Origin of the sequence: Actinophytocola sp. (genome assembly GCF_035634895.1) — a bacterium.
Lineage (GTDB): Bacteria > Actinomycetota > Actinomycetes > Mycobacteriales > Pseudonocardiaceae > Actinophytocola.
Window position 1 is genome coordinate 7,748 of record NZ_DASQCC010000205.1, and the last position, 19,384, is coordinate 27,131.

Below are 19,384 nucleotides of genomic sequence, written 5' to 3' on the forward strand. Positions count from 1 at the left end.
CGGTGTGTGGGGTCACGAAGCGCCCAGCTCGTTGTCGATGAAGTCGAAGATCTCGTCGTCGCTCGCGGTCTCGAACCGGCTCACGGCCTCGCCGGCCGAGACTGCCCCGGCGGCGGCGACGGCCCCGGCGTCGAGGCCGGCCAGCAGCTCGCGCAGCCGGACCGCGACCCTGGTGCGGGCGTCGTCGTCCGCCTGGATGGCGGCCAGCCCGCCGGCGAGCCGGTCCATCTCGGCGAGAAGCGGCAGCACCGAGATCTCCGTGTCGTCCCGAACCCGTTCGTCCAGATAGGACACGAGTGCCTCGGTGGTTGGGTGGTCGAAGATCAGCGTGGCGGGCAGTCGCAGACCGCTGGCCGCGGTCATCCGGTTGCGCAGCTCCACCGCGGCCAGTGAGTCGAAGCCCAGGTCGCCGAAGGTCCGGTCGGGGGTGATGGCCGCGGCCGAGGTGTGCCCGAGCACGGCGGCCACCTCGCCGCGGACGAACTCCCTGAGCACCCGCAGCCGGTCCCCGTCCGACACCGACGCCAGCCGGTCCGCCAGCGACACCGTCGTCGCGGACCGCCGGGTGTCGCGGACCAGCGACCGGACCAGCGGCGGGACCTCATGGCCGCGCAACGCGGCGAGGTCCAGCCGGATCGGGACGGCCAGCGCAGGCCCGCCGGTCGCCGCGTCGAACAGGGCGAGGGCCTCCTCGCCGGACAGCGGCGTCACACCCGACCGGCCGAGCCTGCGGCGGTCGGTGTCGGCGAGGTCGCCCATGCCGCCGTCGTCCTGCTCCCACAGGCCCCAGGCCAGCGACGTCGCCGGCAGGCCCGTTGCCCTGCGGTGCTGTGCGAGTGCGTCGAGGACCGCGTTGGCCGCGGCGTAGTTGCCCTGGCCGGGTGCCCCGGTCAGGCCGGCGGCCGAGGAGAACAGGACGAACGCGGACAGGTCGCCCGAAAGCTCGTGCAGGTGCAGTGCGGCGTCGGCCTTGGCGGACAGAACGGTGTCGAGCCGGTCGGGCGTCAGCGCGGTGAGCACGCCGTCGTCGAGCACGCCCGCCGCGTGGACCACGGCGGTCACCGGGTGCGCGGTGAGCAGCGCGGCGACGGCGGCGCGGTCGGCAAGGTCGCACGCCACCACGGCGACTTCTACGCCCTGCGAGGTCAGCTCGGCGGCCAGGTCGGCGGCTCCACTCGCGTCCGGTCCGCTTCGGCTGGCCAGCACGAGGCGGCGCACGTCGTGTGCGGTCACCAGGTGCCGGGCGACGCGTGCGCCGAGGCTGCCCGTGCCGCCGGTGATCAGGACGGTGTCGTCGGGGTGCCACACCTGTTCGCCGTGCGGTTCGAGCCGGGTCAGCCGTGGTTCGAACAGTTCGCCAGCCCGGCCCGCGACCTGCGGCAGGCCGGCCCCGATCGCCGAGGGCAGCAGCGCGGGGTCGTCCACGTCCACGAGCCCGAACCGGTCCGGGTGTTCGGACTGGGCCGAGCGGACCAGCCCCCAGACCGCGGCACCCGCGAGGTTGGCGGGGTCGTCACCCGGCAGGGCGGCGACCGCGCCCCGGGTGGCGACGACGAGCCGCGACGACGTGTCCTCGGCGGCGAGCCAGGCCTGGCAGACGGCGAGCACGCGGTGCGTGGCGGCGTGGAGGTCGGTCTCGGTGACGGTCAGGACGGCGGTGCGAGCGGTCGTGGCCAGCGCGGCGACGTCGGCGGGGTCGGACACCTCGACCAGGTCCCGTTCCGGCTGTGTGGCGGGGGTGCGCAGCCATTCGACCTGGAACAGCGCGTCGCCGCCGATCAGGTTTCGCGGGAGCGGCCGCAGGCTCAGTGACTCGACCCGCGCCACCGGAGTCCCGGTGCCGTCCGCGAAGGTGACGGTCAGCTCGTCCGCGCCTCGGGGCGTCACGCGGACCCGGGCGGTGGCCCCCACGGCGGCCCGGAGGGAGACTCCCGTCCACTGGAACGGAACGCTCGCCTGCTTTCCACCGCGCGCGAAGGCCGTGACGTGCAGCGCGGCGTCCAGGAGAGCCGGATGCAGGCCGTAGCGTTTCGCGTCGGCGGCGTCCGGCAGTGCCACCTCGGCAAGGACGTCCTCGCCGTGCCGCCAGGCCGCCGTGGCACAGCGGAAGGCGGGTCCGTAGTCGAGCCCGACGGCGGCGAGGTCGTCGTAGAGGCCCGCGAGGTCGAGCTGGACGGCGTCCGAGGGGGGCCATTCGGCGCTGGAGGTCGGCCAGGTGGTCCCCGAACCCACCACACCCGACGCGTTCCTGGTCCACGGGCCGCCGTCCCCGACGCGGGAGTGCAGCCGGAGCTTGCGGCGGTCGTCGCCGCCGGGGGCGTCGACGGTGAGCTGGAAGACGACACCGCCCCTGGCGGGGAGCACCATCGGCGCCTCGACGACCAGGTCCTCGACGCGGTCGCAGCCGGCCAGTTCGGCGGCGTGCAGTGCCAGCTCGGCGAAGGCCGCGCCGGGCAGCAGGACCGTGCCGGCGACCACGTGGTCCGCGAGCCACGGGTGCGTGGCCGTGGAGAGCTTGCCGGTGAGCACGAACCCGTCGCCGTCCGGTGCGGTGACCATCGCGCCGACCAGCGGGTGCTCTCCCGCGCCGAGCCCGGCCGAGGCCACGTCGGCGACGCCGGCCGGTGCGGTGAGCCAGTACCGCTCACGCTGGAACGGATACGTGGGCAACACGATCCGGCGAGCACCGGTCCCCGCGAACATGGCGTGCCAGTCCACGGGCACGCCGCGCACGTGCAGGCGCGCCACGGCGGTCACCGCGGTCCGGTGTTCCGGGCTGTTCGCCCGCAGAGCCGGCACGAAGTCGTGGTCGCCGTCGAGGCAGTCCTGCCCCATGGCGGTCAGCACCGCGTCCGGTCCGAGCTCCAGGAACGTCCGCGCTCCCCGGTCCGCGGCGCACCGCACCGCGTCCGCGAACCGGACGCTCGCCCTGACCTGCCGCACCCAGTACCCGGGGTCGCGCATCTCGTCCTCGGTGACCGAGCCGGACACCGTGGAGACAATCGGAACACTCGGCTCCCGGTAGGTGAGTTCCTCCGCCACCGCACGGAACTCGGCCAGCATCGGCTCCATCCGGTGCGAGTGGAAGGCATGCGACACCCGCAACCGCGTGACCTTGCGACCCGACGAACGCCAGTGCGCCATGGCGGCGGCGACGCCGTCCTCGTCGCCGGACAGCACGGTCGAGGCGGGCCCGTTGACCGCGGCGACGGACACCCCGTCCGGCATCGCGTCGAGGACCTCGTCCTCCGTGGCCTGGACCGCGGCCATCGCCCCGCCGGTCGGCAGCGCGCTCATCAGGTCGGCACGCGCGGTGACCAGGCGGCACGCGTCCGGCAGCGAGAGGATCCCGGCCACGTGCGCGGCGACCAGCTCGCCGACGGAGTGCCCGACGAGCACGTCCGGACGCACGCCCCACGACTCGAACAGGCGGAACAGCGCGACTTCCACCGCGAAGAGCGCCGGCTGGGCGAGGCCGGTGGCGGCCAGTGCGTCCGGGTCGTCGTCGAACACGGCGGCGCGGACCTCGGGGGCCAGGTGCGCGCAGACCTCGTCGAAGGCCGCCGCGAACACCGGGAGGCCCTCGTACAGCTCGGCTCCCATCCCCGGCCGCTGCGCCCCCTGCCCGGTGAACAGGAACGCGAGCCCGCCGGCCACGGGCCGTCCGGTCACCGGGCCCGGTGCGTCTCCCGCCAGCAGGTCCAGACCGGCCGACAGCGTGTGCCGGTCACCGCCGACCACGACGGCGCGGTGGTCGAAGGTGCTGCGGCCCAACGCGGTGAACGCCACGTCCACCGGGTCGACGTCCGGATCGTCCACGAAGGACCTGACGTGCGTGGCTTGTTCACGCAGTGCGGCGGCGGTCTTCGCGGACAGCACGAGCGGCAGGACAGCGGGAGCCACCCGGGGCGCAGCCGCCGGCTTCTCGGCCAGGTGTTCGAGCACGACGTGGGCGTTGGTGCCGCTGACGCCGAAGGAGGACACCGCCGCCCGCCGCGCGCCCGCCCGGTCCCGCCACTCGGCGGCGTCGTGCACCAGGCGTACGTTCCCGGCCGCCCAGTCGATCCGGGTCGACGGCTCCTCGGCGTGCAGTGTGGGCGGCAGGATGCCGGCACGCATCGCCATCACGACCTTGATCACGCCGGCCACCCCGGCTGCGGCCTGGGTGTGGCCGATGTTCGACTTGACCGAGCCGAGCCACAGGGGCCGGTCCCGGTCCTGGCCGTAGGTGGCGATGAGTGCCTGAGCCTCGATCGGGTCACCCAGGACCGTGCCGGTGCCGTGTGCCTCGACGGTGTCGACGTCGGCAGGCGTCAGTCCTGCGCTGGCGAGGGCCGCGCGGATCACCCGTTGCTGGGCCGGACCGTTCGGCGCGGTCAGGCCGTTGGAGGCGCCGTCGGAGTTCACCGCCGACCCGCGCACGACCGCCAGTACCTCGTGCCCGTTGCTGCGGGCGTCGGAGAGCCTCTCGACCAGCAGCATGCCGGCACCCTCGGCCCAGCCGGTGCCGTCGGCACCGTCGCCGAAGGACTTGCACCGGCCGTCCGGCGCCAGTCCGCGCTGCCTGCTGAACTCGACGAACGCGGTGGGGCTCGACATGACGGTGACACCGCCGACCAGGGCGAGCGAGCACTCCCCCTGCCGCAGCGACTGTGCCGCGAGATGCAGTGCGACCAGTGACGACGAGCAGGCGGTGTCGACGGTGACGGCGGGGCCCTGCAGGCCGAACGTGTAGGCGACGCGCCCGGAGGCGACGCTGCCCGCGCTTCCGTTGCCGAGGTAGCCCTCGACCTCGTCGGGGATGCTGTGCAGCCGGGTGGCGTAGTCGTTGTACATCACGCCGGCGAAGACGCCGGTCCTGCTGCCGCGCAGCGAGTTCGGGTCGAGTCCCGCGCGTTCGAACGCCTCCCACGCGGTCTCCAGCAGCAGCCGCTGCTGGGGGTCGGTCGCGATGGCCTCACGCGGGCCCATGCCGAAGAAGTCCGCGTCGAAGTCGGCGGCGTCGTGCAGGAAGCCCCCACGCCAGACCGTCGTGGTGCCGGTGTGGGACGGGTCGGGGTCGTAGAGCGTGTCGTGGTCCCAGCCCCGGTCGGCGGGGAACTCGGCGATGGCGTCGCCGCCCGCGACCACGAGGCGCCACAGGTCTTCCGGCGTCCGCACGCCGCCCGGGTAGCGGCAGCTCATCGCGACGATCGCGATCGGCTCGTCGGTGGCGACCGCGGACCGGACCTCGGCCGCCGGGTCCTTCACACCGACGAGGTGCCCGGCCAGCGCGGACACGGTGGGGTGGTCGAAGACCAGCGTCGCTGGCAGCCGCAGCCCGGTCGCCGCTTCGAGCCGGTTGCGCAGGTCCACCGCGGTGAGCGAGTCGAAGCCGAGGTCGCGGAACGCGCGGTCGACGTCGACCTGGTCGGCCGATGGGTAGCCGAGGACGGCGGCGGCCTCGGCTACCACCATGGCGGTGGTCTGTTCGGGCGTCCGCGGCTGTGGACCCGCCGGGGAGGCGGTGGCGCGGCGCACCGGCGTGCCGGCGAGCCGGATCCCGTTGTCCCGCAGGGTTGGCAGGTCGAGGCGGGCCGCCACGACCGCCGGGACCGAGGTGGTGACGGCGATGTCGAGCAGTCGCAACGCGTCCGCGGGGGACATGGCCTCGGCGCCCGCGCGGCGCAGCCTCGGCCGTCCGGTCCGGCCCAGCATGCCGCCGTCGGTGTCCCACGGTCCCCACGCGAGGGACACGGCGGGTTGACCGGCCGCGACGCGGCGGCGGGCGAGCGCGTCGAGTGCGGCATTGGCGGCGGCGTAGTTGGCCTGGCCCGCGCTGCCGAGCGTGCCCGCCACCGACGAGAACAGCACGAACGCCCGCAGGTCGCCCGCGAGTTCCGCCAGGTGCACCGCGGAGTCCACTTTGGACCGCCATACGGTGGCGAGTCGTTCGGGGGACAGCGAGTCGACCGTGCCGTCGTCGAGCACGCCCGCCGCGTGGATCACGGCGGTCACCGGGTGCGCCGCCAGCAGCGCGGCGACCGCGTCGCGGTCGGCGAGGTCGCACGGCACAACGGTGATCCGGGCGCCCGCGTCGGTCAGCTCGCCGGGCACTTCGCCGGTGAAGCCGCGGCGGGAGGCGAGGACCACGTGTCCGACACCGTGCTCGGTCACCAGATGACGGGCCACGAGCTGGCCGAGGGCGCCGGTGCCGCCGGTGATCAGCACGGTGTCGTCGGGCCGCCACGGGATGGTGTCCTGGTCCACCGCGACGTCGCGGACCAGCCTGGGGACCAGGACTTCGGTGCCGCGGATCGTCAGCTGCGGTTCCCCGGAGGCCACGGCCGAGTTCACCAGGGTCGTGGGGACGTCGTCGGTGTCCGTGTCGACCAGGACGAAGCGTCCGGGGTGTTCCAGTTGTGCCGAGCGGACCAGGCCCCAGACGCCGGCGCTCGCCGGGTTCGTCGCCATGTCCTTGGTCAGCACCACGAGTCGGGCGTCGGGACGGCCTTCGGCGAGCCAGCGTCGGCACTGCTCCAGCGCCTCGGCCGGGTCGTCGCCCCGCCACAGCTCCAAATCCCCCGCGGTGTCGGCGTCAGCGACGGTGACGGGGGTCCAGTCGACGCGGAACAGCGACCGCTCCGGGCCGCGGGTCCCGGGGGCTGCCGGCCGGGAGGTGAGCGCGGCGATCTCGGCGACCGGCCTGCCCACTCCGTCCGCGAGCGCGAGTGAGACCGCGTCGCCCGGTGCGGGGCGCAGCCGGGCCCGCAGGGTCGTCGCGCCGGTGCTGAACAGGCTGATGCCCGACCACGCGAACGGCAGCCTGACCTCGTCGCCTGCCGCGACGTGGAGGACGGCGTCGAGCAGGGCCGGGTGCAGGCCGAAGCCCTCGGCGTCGCCGGAGGGCAGGGCGACCTCCGCGAACAGCTCGTCTCCGCCGCGCCACGCCCTGACCAGGCCCCGGAACTCGGGCCCGTAGTCGAGACCGGCCTCGGCCAGCCGGTCGTACCGGTCGGCGACCGGGATCTCCTCCGCGCCGGGTGGCGGCCAGTCGGTCAGCTCGGCGGCGGGGTGCGGGACGTCGGCGGCCAGCGTGCCGGTCACGTGCCGGACCCACGGTTCGTCGGTGGCCTCCTCGCGGGCATGCACCGCGACCGTCCGCCTGCCGTCCGCGCCGAGACCTCCGACGGAGACCTGGATCTGGAGACCGGCCCGGTCCGGCACCGGAAGGGGTGCCTCGACGACGAGTTCCTCGACCCGGGGGCAGCCGACCTCGGCACCCGCCCGCAGCGCCAGGTCGACGAAGACGGTGCCAGGAAGGATCGCCGTGCCCAGGACGCGGTGCTGGGTCAGCCACGGCCGCACCGAGGGTGCGAGCCTGCCGGTCAGCAGCACGCCGTCGTCCGCCGCCAGTGCGATGCGGGCACCGAGCAGCGGGTGGTCGATCCCGTTCTGTCCCGCCTGGGCCATCCGGCGCGGCGAGGTGGACCCGAGCCAGAAGCGCCTGCGCCGGAACCCGTAGGTCGGCAGGTCGACGTGGCCGGCGCCGGTACCGGCGAAGAAGGCAGGCCAGTCGACCTCGCGGCCGTGCACGTGGACCTGCGCGAGCGCGAGACCGAGCGACTCGACCTCGGACCGGTTGGCGCGCAGCGCCGGCACGGTGGCGTGGTCGCCGGTCAGGCAGTCCCGTGCCATCGCGGTCAGCACCCCGTCGGGGCCGACCTCGAGGAACGTGCGTGCCCCCGCGTCGTGCAGTGTCGAGACGCCGTCGGCGAAACGGACGGCGCCACGGACCTGGTCGACCCAGTGGTCCCGGTCGCGCAGTTCGTCGTCGGCGACCAGTCCGGTCACCGTGGACACGATCGGCAGCCGCGGAGCCGAGTAGGACAGCGACTCGGCGACCACGCGGAACTCGGCCAGCATCGGGTCGAGGAGCCGGGAGTGGAACGCGTGGCTCACCCGCAGCCGCCGGGTCTCGTGGCCGCGTGCCCGCCACTCGTCGGCCACCGCGAGGACGGCCTCCTCCGCGCCGGACACCACCACCGAGGACGGCCCGTTGACCGCGGCGAGGTCGACCCGGTCGCCGAGCGTGGGCAGTACCTCGTCCTCGCTCGCCTTGATCGAGACCATCGCGCCGCCTGCCGGCAGTGCCTGCATCAGCCGGCCGCGGGCGGCGACGAGCCGGGCGGTGTCCGGCAGTGACAGCACGCCGGCGACGTGCGCGGCGGTGATCTCGCCGATGGAGTGGCCGAGCAGGTGGCTCGGTCGCAGCCCGAACGACGACAGCAGCCGGAACAACGCGGTCTCGACGGCGAACAGGGCGGGCTGGGCGTACTCGGTCTGGTCGAGGGTGGTGGCGTCGGCGGCGAGGACGTCGCGCAGCGGGCGGTCGAGGTGCTCGTCGAGTGCTCCGCAGACCTCGTCGAGTGCGTCGGCGAACACCGGGAACGCCGCCGCCAGCTCCAGTCCCATCCCGACGCGCTGGGCGCCCTGCCCGGTGAACAGGAAGGCGAGGGACCCGTCGGTGACCGTGCCCCTGACGACGTTCGCGGCCGGCTCACCCGAGGCGAGCGCGGTGAGGCCGCGCCGCAGGTCGGCTTGCTCGCGGCCCAGCACCACCGCGCGGTGTGGCAGCGCGGCGCGGGTCGCGAGGGAGTACCCGACGTCGGCCGGGTGCCGGTCGGCCACGGCGAGGGACAACCGTGCGGCCTGGGCCGGCAGCGACTCCGCGTCGGTGGCCGAGACGAGCCACGGCGTGATCACCGCGGCCGTCGGCTCGGTGTCGCGCTCGGGTCGCGGGATGCCCTCCAGGACGACGTGGGCGTTGGTGCCGCTGATGCCGAAGGACGAGACACCCGCCCGCCGGGGCGCGTCCGAGTCCGGCCAGTCCCGGCTCGCGGTGAGCAGTTCGACCGTGCCGGCCGACCAGTCGACCTCGGACGTCGGGTCCTCGGCGTGCAGTGTGGCCGGCAGGGTGCCGTGCCGCATGGCCTGAACCATCTTGACGATGCCTGCCACGCCGGCCGCCGCCTGCGCGTGCCCGATGTTGGACTTGACGGTACCCAGCCACAGTGGCCGGCCGGCGGGTCGGTCGCGGCCGTAGGTCCTGGTCAGTGCCTGGACCTCGATGGGATCGCCGAGCACGGTGCCGGTGCCGTGTGCCTCGACCGCGTCGACCTGCTCGGGCTCGAGTCCTGCGTCGGCGAGCGCCTGCCGGATGACCCGCTGCTGCGCGGGCCCGTTCGGTGCGCTGAGGCCGTTGGACGCGCCGTCGGAGTTGACGGCGCTGCCACGCACGATCGCGAGCGGGCGGTGGCCGAGGCGGCGGGCGTCGGACAGCCGCTCGACGAGGAGCACGCCCGCGCCCTCGGCCCAGCCCGTGCCGTCGGCGTCGTCGGAGAAGGCCTTGCAGCGCCCGTCCGGCGCGAGTCCGCGTTGCCTGCTGAACTCGATGAACGCGCCAGGGCTGGACATCACGGTGACGCCGCCGACCAGGGCCATGGTGCACTCGCCGGACCGCAGCGCACGGGTGGCGAGGTGCAGCGCGACCAGGGAGGACGAACACGCCGTGTCGACGGTGACCGCGGGCCCCTCCAGGCCGAAGGTGTAGGCCAGCCTGCCGGAGACGACACTGCCGGCGATTCCCGTCAGCTGGTAGCCCTCGACCACCTCCGGCGCCTCGTCGGCCGCGGTGCCGTAGTCCTGGGACATCGCGCCGACGTACACACCGGTCCGGGTGCCACGCACCGATTCGGGGACGATCCCCGCGTGCTCGAACGCCTCCCAGGCGGTCTCCAGCAGCACCCGCTGCTGCGGGTCCATGGCCAGTGCCTCGCGTGGGCTGATCCCGAAGAACTCGGGGTCGAAGTCGGCTGCACCGTCGAGGAAGCCACCCGCCGTCGGGTAGAACGTGCCCGGGTGGTCGGGGTCGGGGTGGTGGAGGCGGTCGAGGTCCCAGCCCCGGTCAGCCGGGAAGTCGCCGATCGCGTCGACGCCGCCGGCCACGAGGCGCCACAGGTCGTCGGCCGACCGGACGCCGCCCGGGAAGCGGCACCCCATCCCGACGATCACCACCGGGTCGGTCCCGGCGTCCCCGGCCACCGTCGCCACGGGTATGTCGGCGTCGTCGCCGAGCAGTTCGGCACGCAGGAACCGCGCCAGCGCGGCCGGTGTCGGGTGGTCGAAGACCAGTGTGGCGGGGAGTTTGTGCCCGGTGGCCGTGGCGAGCCGGTTGCGCAGCCGGACGGCGGTGAGCGAGTCGAAGCCCAGGTCCTTGAACGCCCGCCCCGGAGCGACGGCCTCGGGTGAGGCGTGGCCGAGCACGGCGCACACGCCGTCACGCACGAGGTCGAGGAGGAGCCGCTCCTGCTCGGCCTGCTGGCGGCCCACCAGGCGGCCGGCCAACCCCGCCGGGTCCCGCTCCGAGTCCGCGCGGCGCAACGAGACCGGCACGAGCGCGGACAGCAGGGGCGCCAACCCGTCGGCTCGCGCGCGGAGTGCGGCGGTGTCGAGCCGGACCGGCACGAGGTGCGGGCGGGCGTCGGTGACCGCGGCGTCGAACAGGTCGAGTCCCTCACGCACGGGCAGCGCGACGATGCCGTCGGCACGGATCCTGGCGCGGTCGGCGTCGCCGAGCGCACCCGTCATCCCGGTCGGGGTTTCCCAGAGGCCCCAGGCCAACGAGGTCGCGGGGCGGCCGTGTGCGCGGCGGCGGGCGGCGAGGCCGTCCAGGTAGGCGTTCGCCGCGGCGTAGTTCGCCTGTCCTGGGCCGCCCAGGGTGCCGACGGCGGACGAGAACAACACGAACGCGGTCAGCTCGCCGGTCAGCTCGTCGAGCAGTCGCGCCGAGTCCGCCTTGGCCCGCAGCACGGAGGCCAGCCGCTTCTCGGTCAACGACTCGACGGTGCCGTCGTCGAGCACGCCGGCCGCGTGGACGACGGCGGTGATCCGCTGGCGACCGAGGAGGGCACGCAGTTCGGTGCGGTCGGCGACGTCGCAGGACTCCACGACGGCCGTGGCCGGCAGGTCGCCGTCGAGGGCGGCCCCGCCTCGGCTGACGAGCACCAGCTTCGCCACCCCGTACCGGTCCGCGAGGTGGTGGGCGACGAGCCGCCCGAGCGTCCCGGTCCCTCCGGTGACGAGGACGGTGCTGTCGGCGTCGAACGGCGCGGGGAGCGGCTCGGCGGGCGCGGCGCGGACCAGCCGGGGCACGGACACCGCGCCGGCCCGGACGACGAGCTGTGGTTCGCCGGTGGCCACGGCCGACGGCAGGGCCGCCCACGACTCGTCGAGGCCGTCGACGTCCACCAACACGAACCGGTCCGGGTGTTCGGACTGCGCGGACCGGACCAGGCCCCAGACGGCGGCGCCGCCGAGGTCGACCTCCGGACCGGTCGCGACCGCACGCCTGGTGGGGATCACGAGCTTGCCGTCCGAGGTGGACTCGTCGGCCAGCCAACCCCGCAGCAGGGCCAGTGCCTCGCTGGTGGCGGTGAGGGCGTCGTCGCCACCGATCGTGTGGCGGGCGGTCCCCAGTTCGACGATCCCGCCATCCCCGCTGGGGACGAACACACGTCCCTTCGGCTGCCCTTGTGCCGCCACGGGTCGCCAGGCCACCTCGTACAGGCTCTCGGCGCGGCGGGCTGTTCCGGCGGTCGGGCGCCGCAGGGTGATCGACCCGACGGTCAGGACGGGCTCCCCCGTCGCATCGACCGCCAGCAGGGAGAACGACTCCCCGCGCTGGGTGAGCCGCACCGTCAGTCTGGTCGCGCCGGTGGCGTGCGCGCGGACGTCGGTCCACGCGAACGGCAGCCCGAACTCGTCCGGTGTCCGCCCGAGTCCGCAGGTCTGGACCGCGGCATCGACGAGGGCGGGGTGCAGCAGGTAGCCGTCGACGCCGGTGCCGTCCGGCAGCGCGACCTCGGCGTAGGTGTCACCGCCGTGCCGCCACGCACGGCGGACGCCCTGGAACGTGGGCCCGTAGCCGAGCCCGGCGGCGGCGAGGGCGTCGTACCAGCCCTCCAGCGGGATCTCCTCGGCGTCCGCCGGTGGCCACGAGACCGGCGGCGGCGTGCCGGTCGCCGCGGTGAGGACGCCGTCCGCGTGCCGGGTCCACGGCTCGTCGGAGACCTGCGAGTGGATGCCGACCCGGCGGTCGCCCCGGTCGTCCGGCTCGTCGACCTTGACCTGCACCCGCACCGCGCCGGCGAGGACGAGGGGGGTCTCGAGGGTCAGCTCGCCCAGTGTCGGGCAGCCGGACTCGGCACCCGCCCGCAGCGCCAGCTCCACCAGCGCCGCGCCAGGCACGACAAGCGAGTCCCCGACGGTGTGGTCGGCGAGCCACGGTTGGGACCGGGTGGAGAGCCGTCCGGTCAGCAGCAGCTCCCTGCCGTCCGCGACCGTCAGCGCGGTACCGACCAGCGGGTGCCCGGTCGCGGTCAACCCGGCGGCCCCGGGGTCGCCCTGCGAGGACGGCGCGTCCAGCCAGTAGCGGCGGTGCTGGAAGGCGTAGGTGGGCAGGTCGATCCGGCGGGCGCCGGACGCGGCGAAGAACGAGGACCAGTCCACCGCGACGCCGTGGACGTGTGCTTCCGCCAGGGACTCGGCCAGTCGCGGGAGACCGCCGTCGTCGCGTCGCAGAGTGGCGATGGCCACGGCGTCGACCCCGGCGTCGGCTTCCGCGTCGTCGATGGACTCCTGGATCCCCCCGGTGAGCACGGGATGCGGGCTCGCCTCGACGAACGTCGACCACCCCTGACCGAGCAGCCGGCGCACGGCGGCACCGAACCGGACCGGCTCCCGCAGGTTGCGGTACCAGTAGTCGCCGTCGAGTGGCGTGTCCGCGTCGATCCAGTCGCCGGTGACCGTGGACAGGAACGGCACTCGCGGCAGGGCGGGTTCGAGGTCGGCCAGTGCCGCGCCGAGCCGTTCCCGGACGGCGTCGACGTGGGCGGAATGGGAGGCGTAGTCGACCGGAAGACGCCTGATCCGCACCCCGCGTCGTTCGCATTCGGTGACCAGCCGGTCGAGGCCGGCCGGATCTCCGGAGACCACGGTCGACCTCGGCCCGTTCTCCGCGGCCACCCCGACGCCGGCACCGCACAACCGGGCGACCTCGTCGGCCGGCAGGCCGACGGACACCATCCCGCCGAGACCGGCCAGCACCGTCAGTTCCCTGGCACGCAACGCGACGACCTTCGCGCCGTCGGCGAGCGACAACGCCCCGGCCACGCACGCGGCGGCGATCTCGCCCTGCGAGTGGCCGACGACGGCGGCCGGTGTGACCCCGAACGACCGCCACACCTCGGCCAGCGACACCATCACGGCCCACAGCACCGGCTGCACCACGTCGACCCGGTCCAGCGCGGCCTCGTCGGCGATGACGTCGGTCAGCGACCAGTCGACGTACGGGCTCAACGCCTGCGCGCAGTCGGCCATCCGCGCGGCGAAGACCTTGGACGAGGCCAGGAGTTCCCTGCCCATCCCGGCCCACTGCGCGCCCTGACCGGGGAACACCATGGCCACCCGGCCGGCCAGGACGTGGCCGGTCACCGAACCGTGCCCGGCGGCGAGTGCCCGGAGTCCCTCGACGAGACTCTCGCGGCCGGTGCCGACGACCACTGCCCGGTCCGCCAGCCGTGCTTTCCCGAGCAGGGACAGCCCCACGTCCGCCGGCGCGAGCCCTGGGGCGGACTCCACGAACGACAGCAGCCTGGCCGCCTGGGCGCGCAGGGCGTCGGCGCCGCGTGCGGACAGGACCAGCGGCAGCACCGCTGGTGTCTCGGCCGGCGCGACCCGCGCCGCGGCCTCCTGGCCCGGCTCCTCCACGATGACGTGGGCGTTCGTGCCGCTCACGCCGAACGAGGACACCCCGGCGCGGCGGGGGTGGCCGTTCGGGGACCACGCGGTCGGCTCGGTCAGCAGCCGCACCGCACCGGCCGACCAGTCGACGTGCGGGGTCGGCTCGTCCACGTGCAGGGTGGCGGGCAGCAGTCCGTGCCGCATCGCCATGACCATCTTGATCACGCCGGCGACGCCGGCGGCCGCGGTGGTGTGCCCGATGTTCGACTTGATCGACCCGAGCAGCACCGGTACCACCCGGTCCTGGCCGTAGGTCGACAGGACGGCCTGTGCCTCGATCGGGTCGCCGAGCGTGGTGCCGGTGCCGTGTGCCTCGACGACGTCCACGTCGGCCGCCACGAGCCCGCCGTCGGCGAGTGCCGCGCGGATCACCCGCTGCTGGGCGGGTCCGTTGGGGGCGGTCAACCCGTTGGACGCGCCGTCGGAGTTCACCGCCGAGCCACGCAGCACGGCCAGCACCGGGTGGCCGAGCCGCGTCGCGTCGGAGAGCCGTTCCAGGAGGAGGACTCCGACGCCCTCACCCCAGGCGGTGCCGTCGGCTGCGGCGGCGAACGGCTTGCAGCGGCCGTCCGGCGCGAGTCCCCGCTGCCGGCTGAACTCGACGAACCCGGATGGGGTCGCCATCACCGCGACCCCGCCCGCGACGGCGAGCGTGCACTCGTCGCGTCGCAGCGACTGGCAGGCGAGGTGCAGCGCGACCAGCGACGACGAGCAGGCCGTGTCGACGGTCAACGCGGGTCCCTCCAGCCCGAACGAGTAGGCCACCCGGCCGGACATGACGCTGGCCGCGGTGCCGGTGACCAGGTAGCCCTCCGCCTGGTCGGCAGAGCGGTGCACGAGGATCGAGTAGTCGTGGCTGTCGGTCCCCGCGAAGACGCCGGTCCTGCTGCCGCGCAGCGAGGTCGGGTCGATGCCGGCCCGTTCGAACACCTCCCAGGACACCTCGAGCAGCAGCCGCTGCTGCGGGTCCATCGCCGCGGCCTCCCTCGGCGAGATGCCGAAGAACTCCGCGTCGAAGTCCGCGGCGTCGTGCAGGAACCCGCCCTGGCGGACGTAGGAGGTGCCCGGCCGCTCGGGATCGGTGTCGTACAACGCGTCGAGGTCCCAGCCACGGTCCGCCGGGAGGTCGGAGATCGCGTCGCGGCCGTCCGCGACGAGCCGCCACAGGTCCTCGGGGCCCTGTACGCCACCCGGGTAGCGGCAGCTCATCGCCACGATGACGATCGGGTCGTCGTCGGCCCGGGTGCTCATCACGTGGACCGAGGTCGTCGCGGGTGCGCCGAGCTCGCCGGCGAGGTGGCGGACCAGCAACTCGGCGCTGGGATGGTCGAAGACCAGGGTGGTGGGAAGCCGCAGTCCGGTCGCCGCGGCGAGCCGGTTGCGCAGCTCGACGGCGGTCAGCGAGTCGAAACCCATGTCCTTGAACGCCTGTCGGACGTCCAGGCCCGCGGTCCGCCTGCCGAGGACGGCGGCGACGTTGGTAGCGACCAGGTCGAGCAGGGCGTGGTCGCGGTCTTCCGCGGACAGCCCACGCAGCTCGCCACCGGGGGCGGAACCCGTCGTGGCCGGGCCGACGACCCGGCGGGTGACGGTCGCGGCCAGGTCGCCGAGCATCGGTGGCAGCGGCGTGTGACCGGCACGGATCGCCGGCATCGACAGCGTCATCGGCAACACGACGGCGGAGTCGCTGTCGGCGCAGGCGTCCAGCAGCGCCCGTCCGTCCATGATGGACAGTGGGGTGAGGACCATTCGGCGGATCTCCGCGTCGGACAGGCCCGCGGCCATGCCCTCCTCCCACGGACCCCAGGCCAACGACTGGGCCGGCAGACCCTGGGCACGGCGTCGCTGTGCGAGCGCGTCGAGGAAGGCGTTGGCCGCGGCGTAGTTCGCCTGCCCCGGGCCGCCGAGAGTGGCCGCTGCCGAGGAGAACAGTACGAACGCGTCGAGGTCGAGGTGCAGGGTCGCCTCGTGCAGTGCCATCGCCGCGTCGGCCTTCGGCCGCATGACCTCGGCGAGCCGGTCGGGGGTGAGCGACTCGACCGTGCCGTCGTCGAGGACACCAGCGGCGTGGACGACGGCGGTGATGCCGTGTTCCGCGACGACCGACGCGACCGCGTCCCGGTCGGCCACGTCGCACGCCGCGACGACCACCTCGGTGTCCGGCCCGGTCAGCTCGGAGACGAGGTCGCCCGCGCCGGGCGCGGCGGGACCGCTCCTGCTGGCCAGTACCAGCTTGCGGGCACCGCGGCCCGCCAGGTGTTCGGCGACCCGGCGGCCCAGCGCACCGGTCCCCCCGGTGATCAGCACCGTGCCGGTGAGCGCCGTGTCGGCGGGCGGCGCGAGGGTGAGCACGACCTTGCCGACGTGCCTGGTCTGGCTGACGTGCCGCACGGCCTCCTTGGCCCGGCGGACGTCGAACGCGGACACCGGCAGCGGTGTCAGCGCGTCGTCGGCGAACAGGTTCATCAGCTCGGCCAGCATCTCGCGGAGCCGCTCCTGGCCCGCCTCGATCAGGTCGAACGCCTGGTACCGGACGCCGGGGTGGGCGGCGGCGACCTCGTCCCGGTCGCGGATGTCGATCTTGCCCATCTCCACGAACCGGCCACCGCGCGGCAGCAGGCGCAAAGTGGCGTCGACGAACTCGCCGGCCAGCGAGTCGAGCACGACGTCGACGCCACGGCCGTCCGTCGACGACAGGAAGGCCGCCTCGAAGTCCAGGGTGCGGGAGGAGGCGATGTGGGCGTCGTCGAGTCCCAGTGACCGCAGGGTGTCCCACTTCGCCGGGCTCGCCGTCGCGTACACCTCGGCGCCGAGGTGCCTGGCGAGCTGTACCGCGGCCATGCCGACGCCACCCGCGCCCGCGTGCACCAGCACCCGCTCCCCCGCCCTGACCCCGGCCAGGTCCACGAGGCCGTGGTAGGCGGTCAGGAAGGCCACCGGGACCGACGCGGCACGGGCGAACGACCAGCCGGCCGGGATGGTGGTGAGCAGCCGGTGGTCGGCGACCGCGACCGGACCGAACGCGCCGTCGACCAGCCCGGTGACCCGGTCGCCGACGGCGAACCCGGTGACACCGGGACCGGTCTCCAGCACGGTCCCGGCACCCTCGATGCCCATGTCGGCATCGCCCGGGTACATGCCGAGAGTGATGAGCACGTCGCGGAAGTTCAGGCCGGCCGCTCTGACCGCGATCCGGACCTCGCCCGGCGCCAGTGCACGCCCGGCGTCCTCGGCGGGCACCAGGTCGAGGGCGTCGATGGTGCCCGGTGCCGGGGTGCCGAGGCGCCAGTGCGGTCCACGGGGCGGGACGAGCGCCGCCCCACCCCGGACCAGCCGGGGCACCAGCAGTTCGCCCGACCGCACCGCGACCTGGGGTTCTCCGGTGCCGACCGCGGCCGCGAGCAGGGCCGGGCCGGTGGTGTCGTCGGTGTCCACGAGCACGAACCGGCCGGGGTGTTCCGACTGTGCGGACCGGACGAGTCCCCACACGGGGGACGCGGCGAGGTCGGAGACAGCGTCGTGCCCCGAGGCGGCGAGTGCGCCGCTGGTAACCACGACCAGCGTCGAGTGTTCGTACCGGTCCTCGGCGAGCCAGGTCTGGAGCAGGTCGAGCACTCGTGCCGTCGCGTCGCCGGAGTAGCGGGCGACGACGTGGTCCGGTGCGGGAACATCGGGTGCCAGCGCGTCGATCTCGACCAGGTCCGGTTCGCCGGTCGCGGGCACGGCGGTCCACTCGACGCGGAAGACCGACCCGGCGGTGGTGGTGAGGTCACCGGCGCCGGCCGGGCGCAACCCCAGCCGGCCGACCGAGGCCACCAGTGCGCCGCTCTCGTCGGCCACCCGCACCGAGACGGCGTCGGCCCCAGAAGGTTCCAGCCGCACCCGCAGCGCCGTCGCGCCGGCGGCGAGAACGTCCACATCGGACCAGGTGAACGGCAGCCGCGCACCGCCGGTGCCGGTGAGACCGAGCGCGTGCAGCGCCGCGTCGAGCAGAGCCGGATGCACGCCGTACCCGTCGGTGTCCACGCCGTCGGGCAGCCGGACCTCCGCGTACAGCACGTCACCGGCACGCCAGGCGGCCCGCACCCCACGGAACGTGGGCCCGTAGGAGATCCCCAGCTCCGCGAGGCTCGCGTACAGACCGTCCACCGGCAGCGGTTCCGCACCCGACGGCGGCCACTGCGCCAGGTCGAGGTCGGCACCGGCATCGGCATCGGCTGCCGTGGTCAGGGTGCCGCTGGCGTTGCGGGTCCACGGGTCTTCCTCGCGTCGCGAGTGGACGGTGATGGACCGGCGGCCCGTCTCGTCCCGCGCGCCGACGGCGACCTGGACCTGGACGCCGCCCCGGTCGGGGAGGACCAGCGGCGCTTCCAGGACCAGCTCCTCCACCCTGTCGCACGCGGTCTCGTCCGCCGCGCGCACCGCCAGGTCGAGCAGTGCCGTGCCGGGCACCACGGTCGCGCCGAACACGACGTGGTCGCCGAGCCAGGGCTGCGAGCTTGCCGAGATCCTGCCGGTGAGCAGGGCGGTGTCGGTGCCGGCGAGACCGATCGCGGCACCCAGCAGTGGGTGGTCGGCGCTGCCGAGACCCAGACCGGTCGCGTCGCGCGGTCCGTCGTCCGGGTCGAGCCAGAACCGCTCGCGCTGGAACGCGTAGGTGGGCAGGTCGACACGTCGCGGGCCGTCGCCGGCCACGGCACGCCAGTCCACCGGCACGCCGCGAACGTGCACCCGGCTCAGCGCGGTCAGCACGGACTCGGTCTCCGGCCGGTCGCGGCGCAGTGTCGGCACCAGCGCGACGTCCTCGTCGCCGGTCAGGCACTCCTGTCCCATGCCGGAGAGCACCCCGTCTGGGCCGAGTTCGAGGAACGTGCGCACGCCGTGGCCGATCAGCTCACCGACCCCGTCGGCGAACCGCACGGCCGCACGCACGTGCCGGACCCAGTACTCGGGGGTGCCGATCTCCGCGCCCGCGAGCCTGCCGGACACGTTGGACACCACCGGCACGGTCGCCGGGTGGTAGGTGATCCGCGCCGCGACGGCCCGGAAGTCCGCCAGCATCGGCGCCATGCGGTGCGAGTGGAACGCGTGGGACACCCGCAGGCGTTTGACGTCGCGGTCCCGCCACGCCAGCGCCACCGCCTCGACGGCGTCCTCGTCGCCGGACACCACCACCGAACGCGGACCGTTGACCGCGGCGAGTGAGACCGTGTCGCCGAGCGAGTCCTGGATCTCCTCCTCCGTCGCACGCACGGCGAGCATCGCGCCGCCCTCGGGCAGTGCGTCCATCAGCCGCCCGCGCGCCGCGATGAGCGCACAGGCGTCGGGCAGGGTGAACACGCCGGCGAGGTGGGCCGCGGCCAGCTCGCCGATCGAGTGGCCCAGCAGGAAGTCCGGGCGCACACCCCACGACTCGACCAGCCGGAACAGCGCCACCTCCAGCGCGAACATGGCGGGCTGGGTGCGACCGGTCCGGTCGACGGCGTCCTGGTCGGTGCCGAGCACCGCCTCCCGCACCTCGGGGTCGAAAAGGGCGCAGACC

The 19,384-nt window shown here is 74.5% G+C and carries 1 protein-coding gene; it reads right to left on the reverse strand.

Features of this window, described 5'->3' with window-relative positions; genetic code table 11:
• Positions 1-12: 12 nt before the first annotated feature.
• Positions 13-19,384: SDR family NAD(P)-dependent oxidoreductase (locus tag VET29_RS31015; RefSeq protein ID WP_414636667.1), on the reverse strand; the 19,372-nt coding region annotated here is incomplete at its 5' end.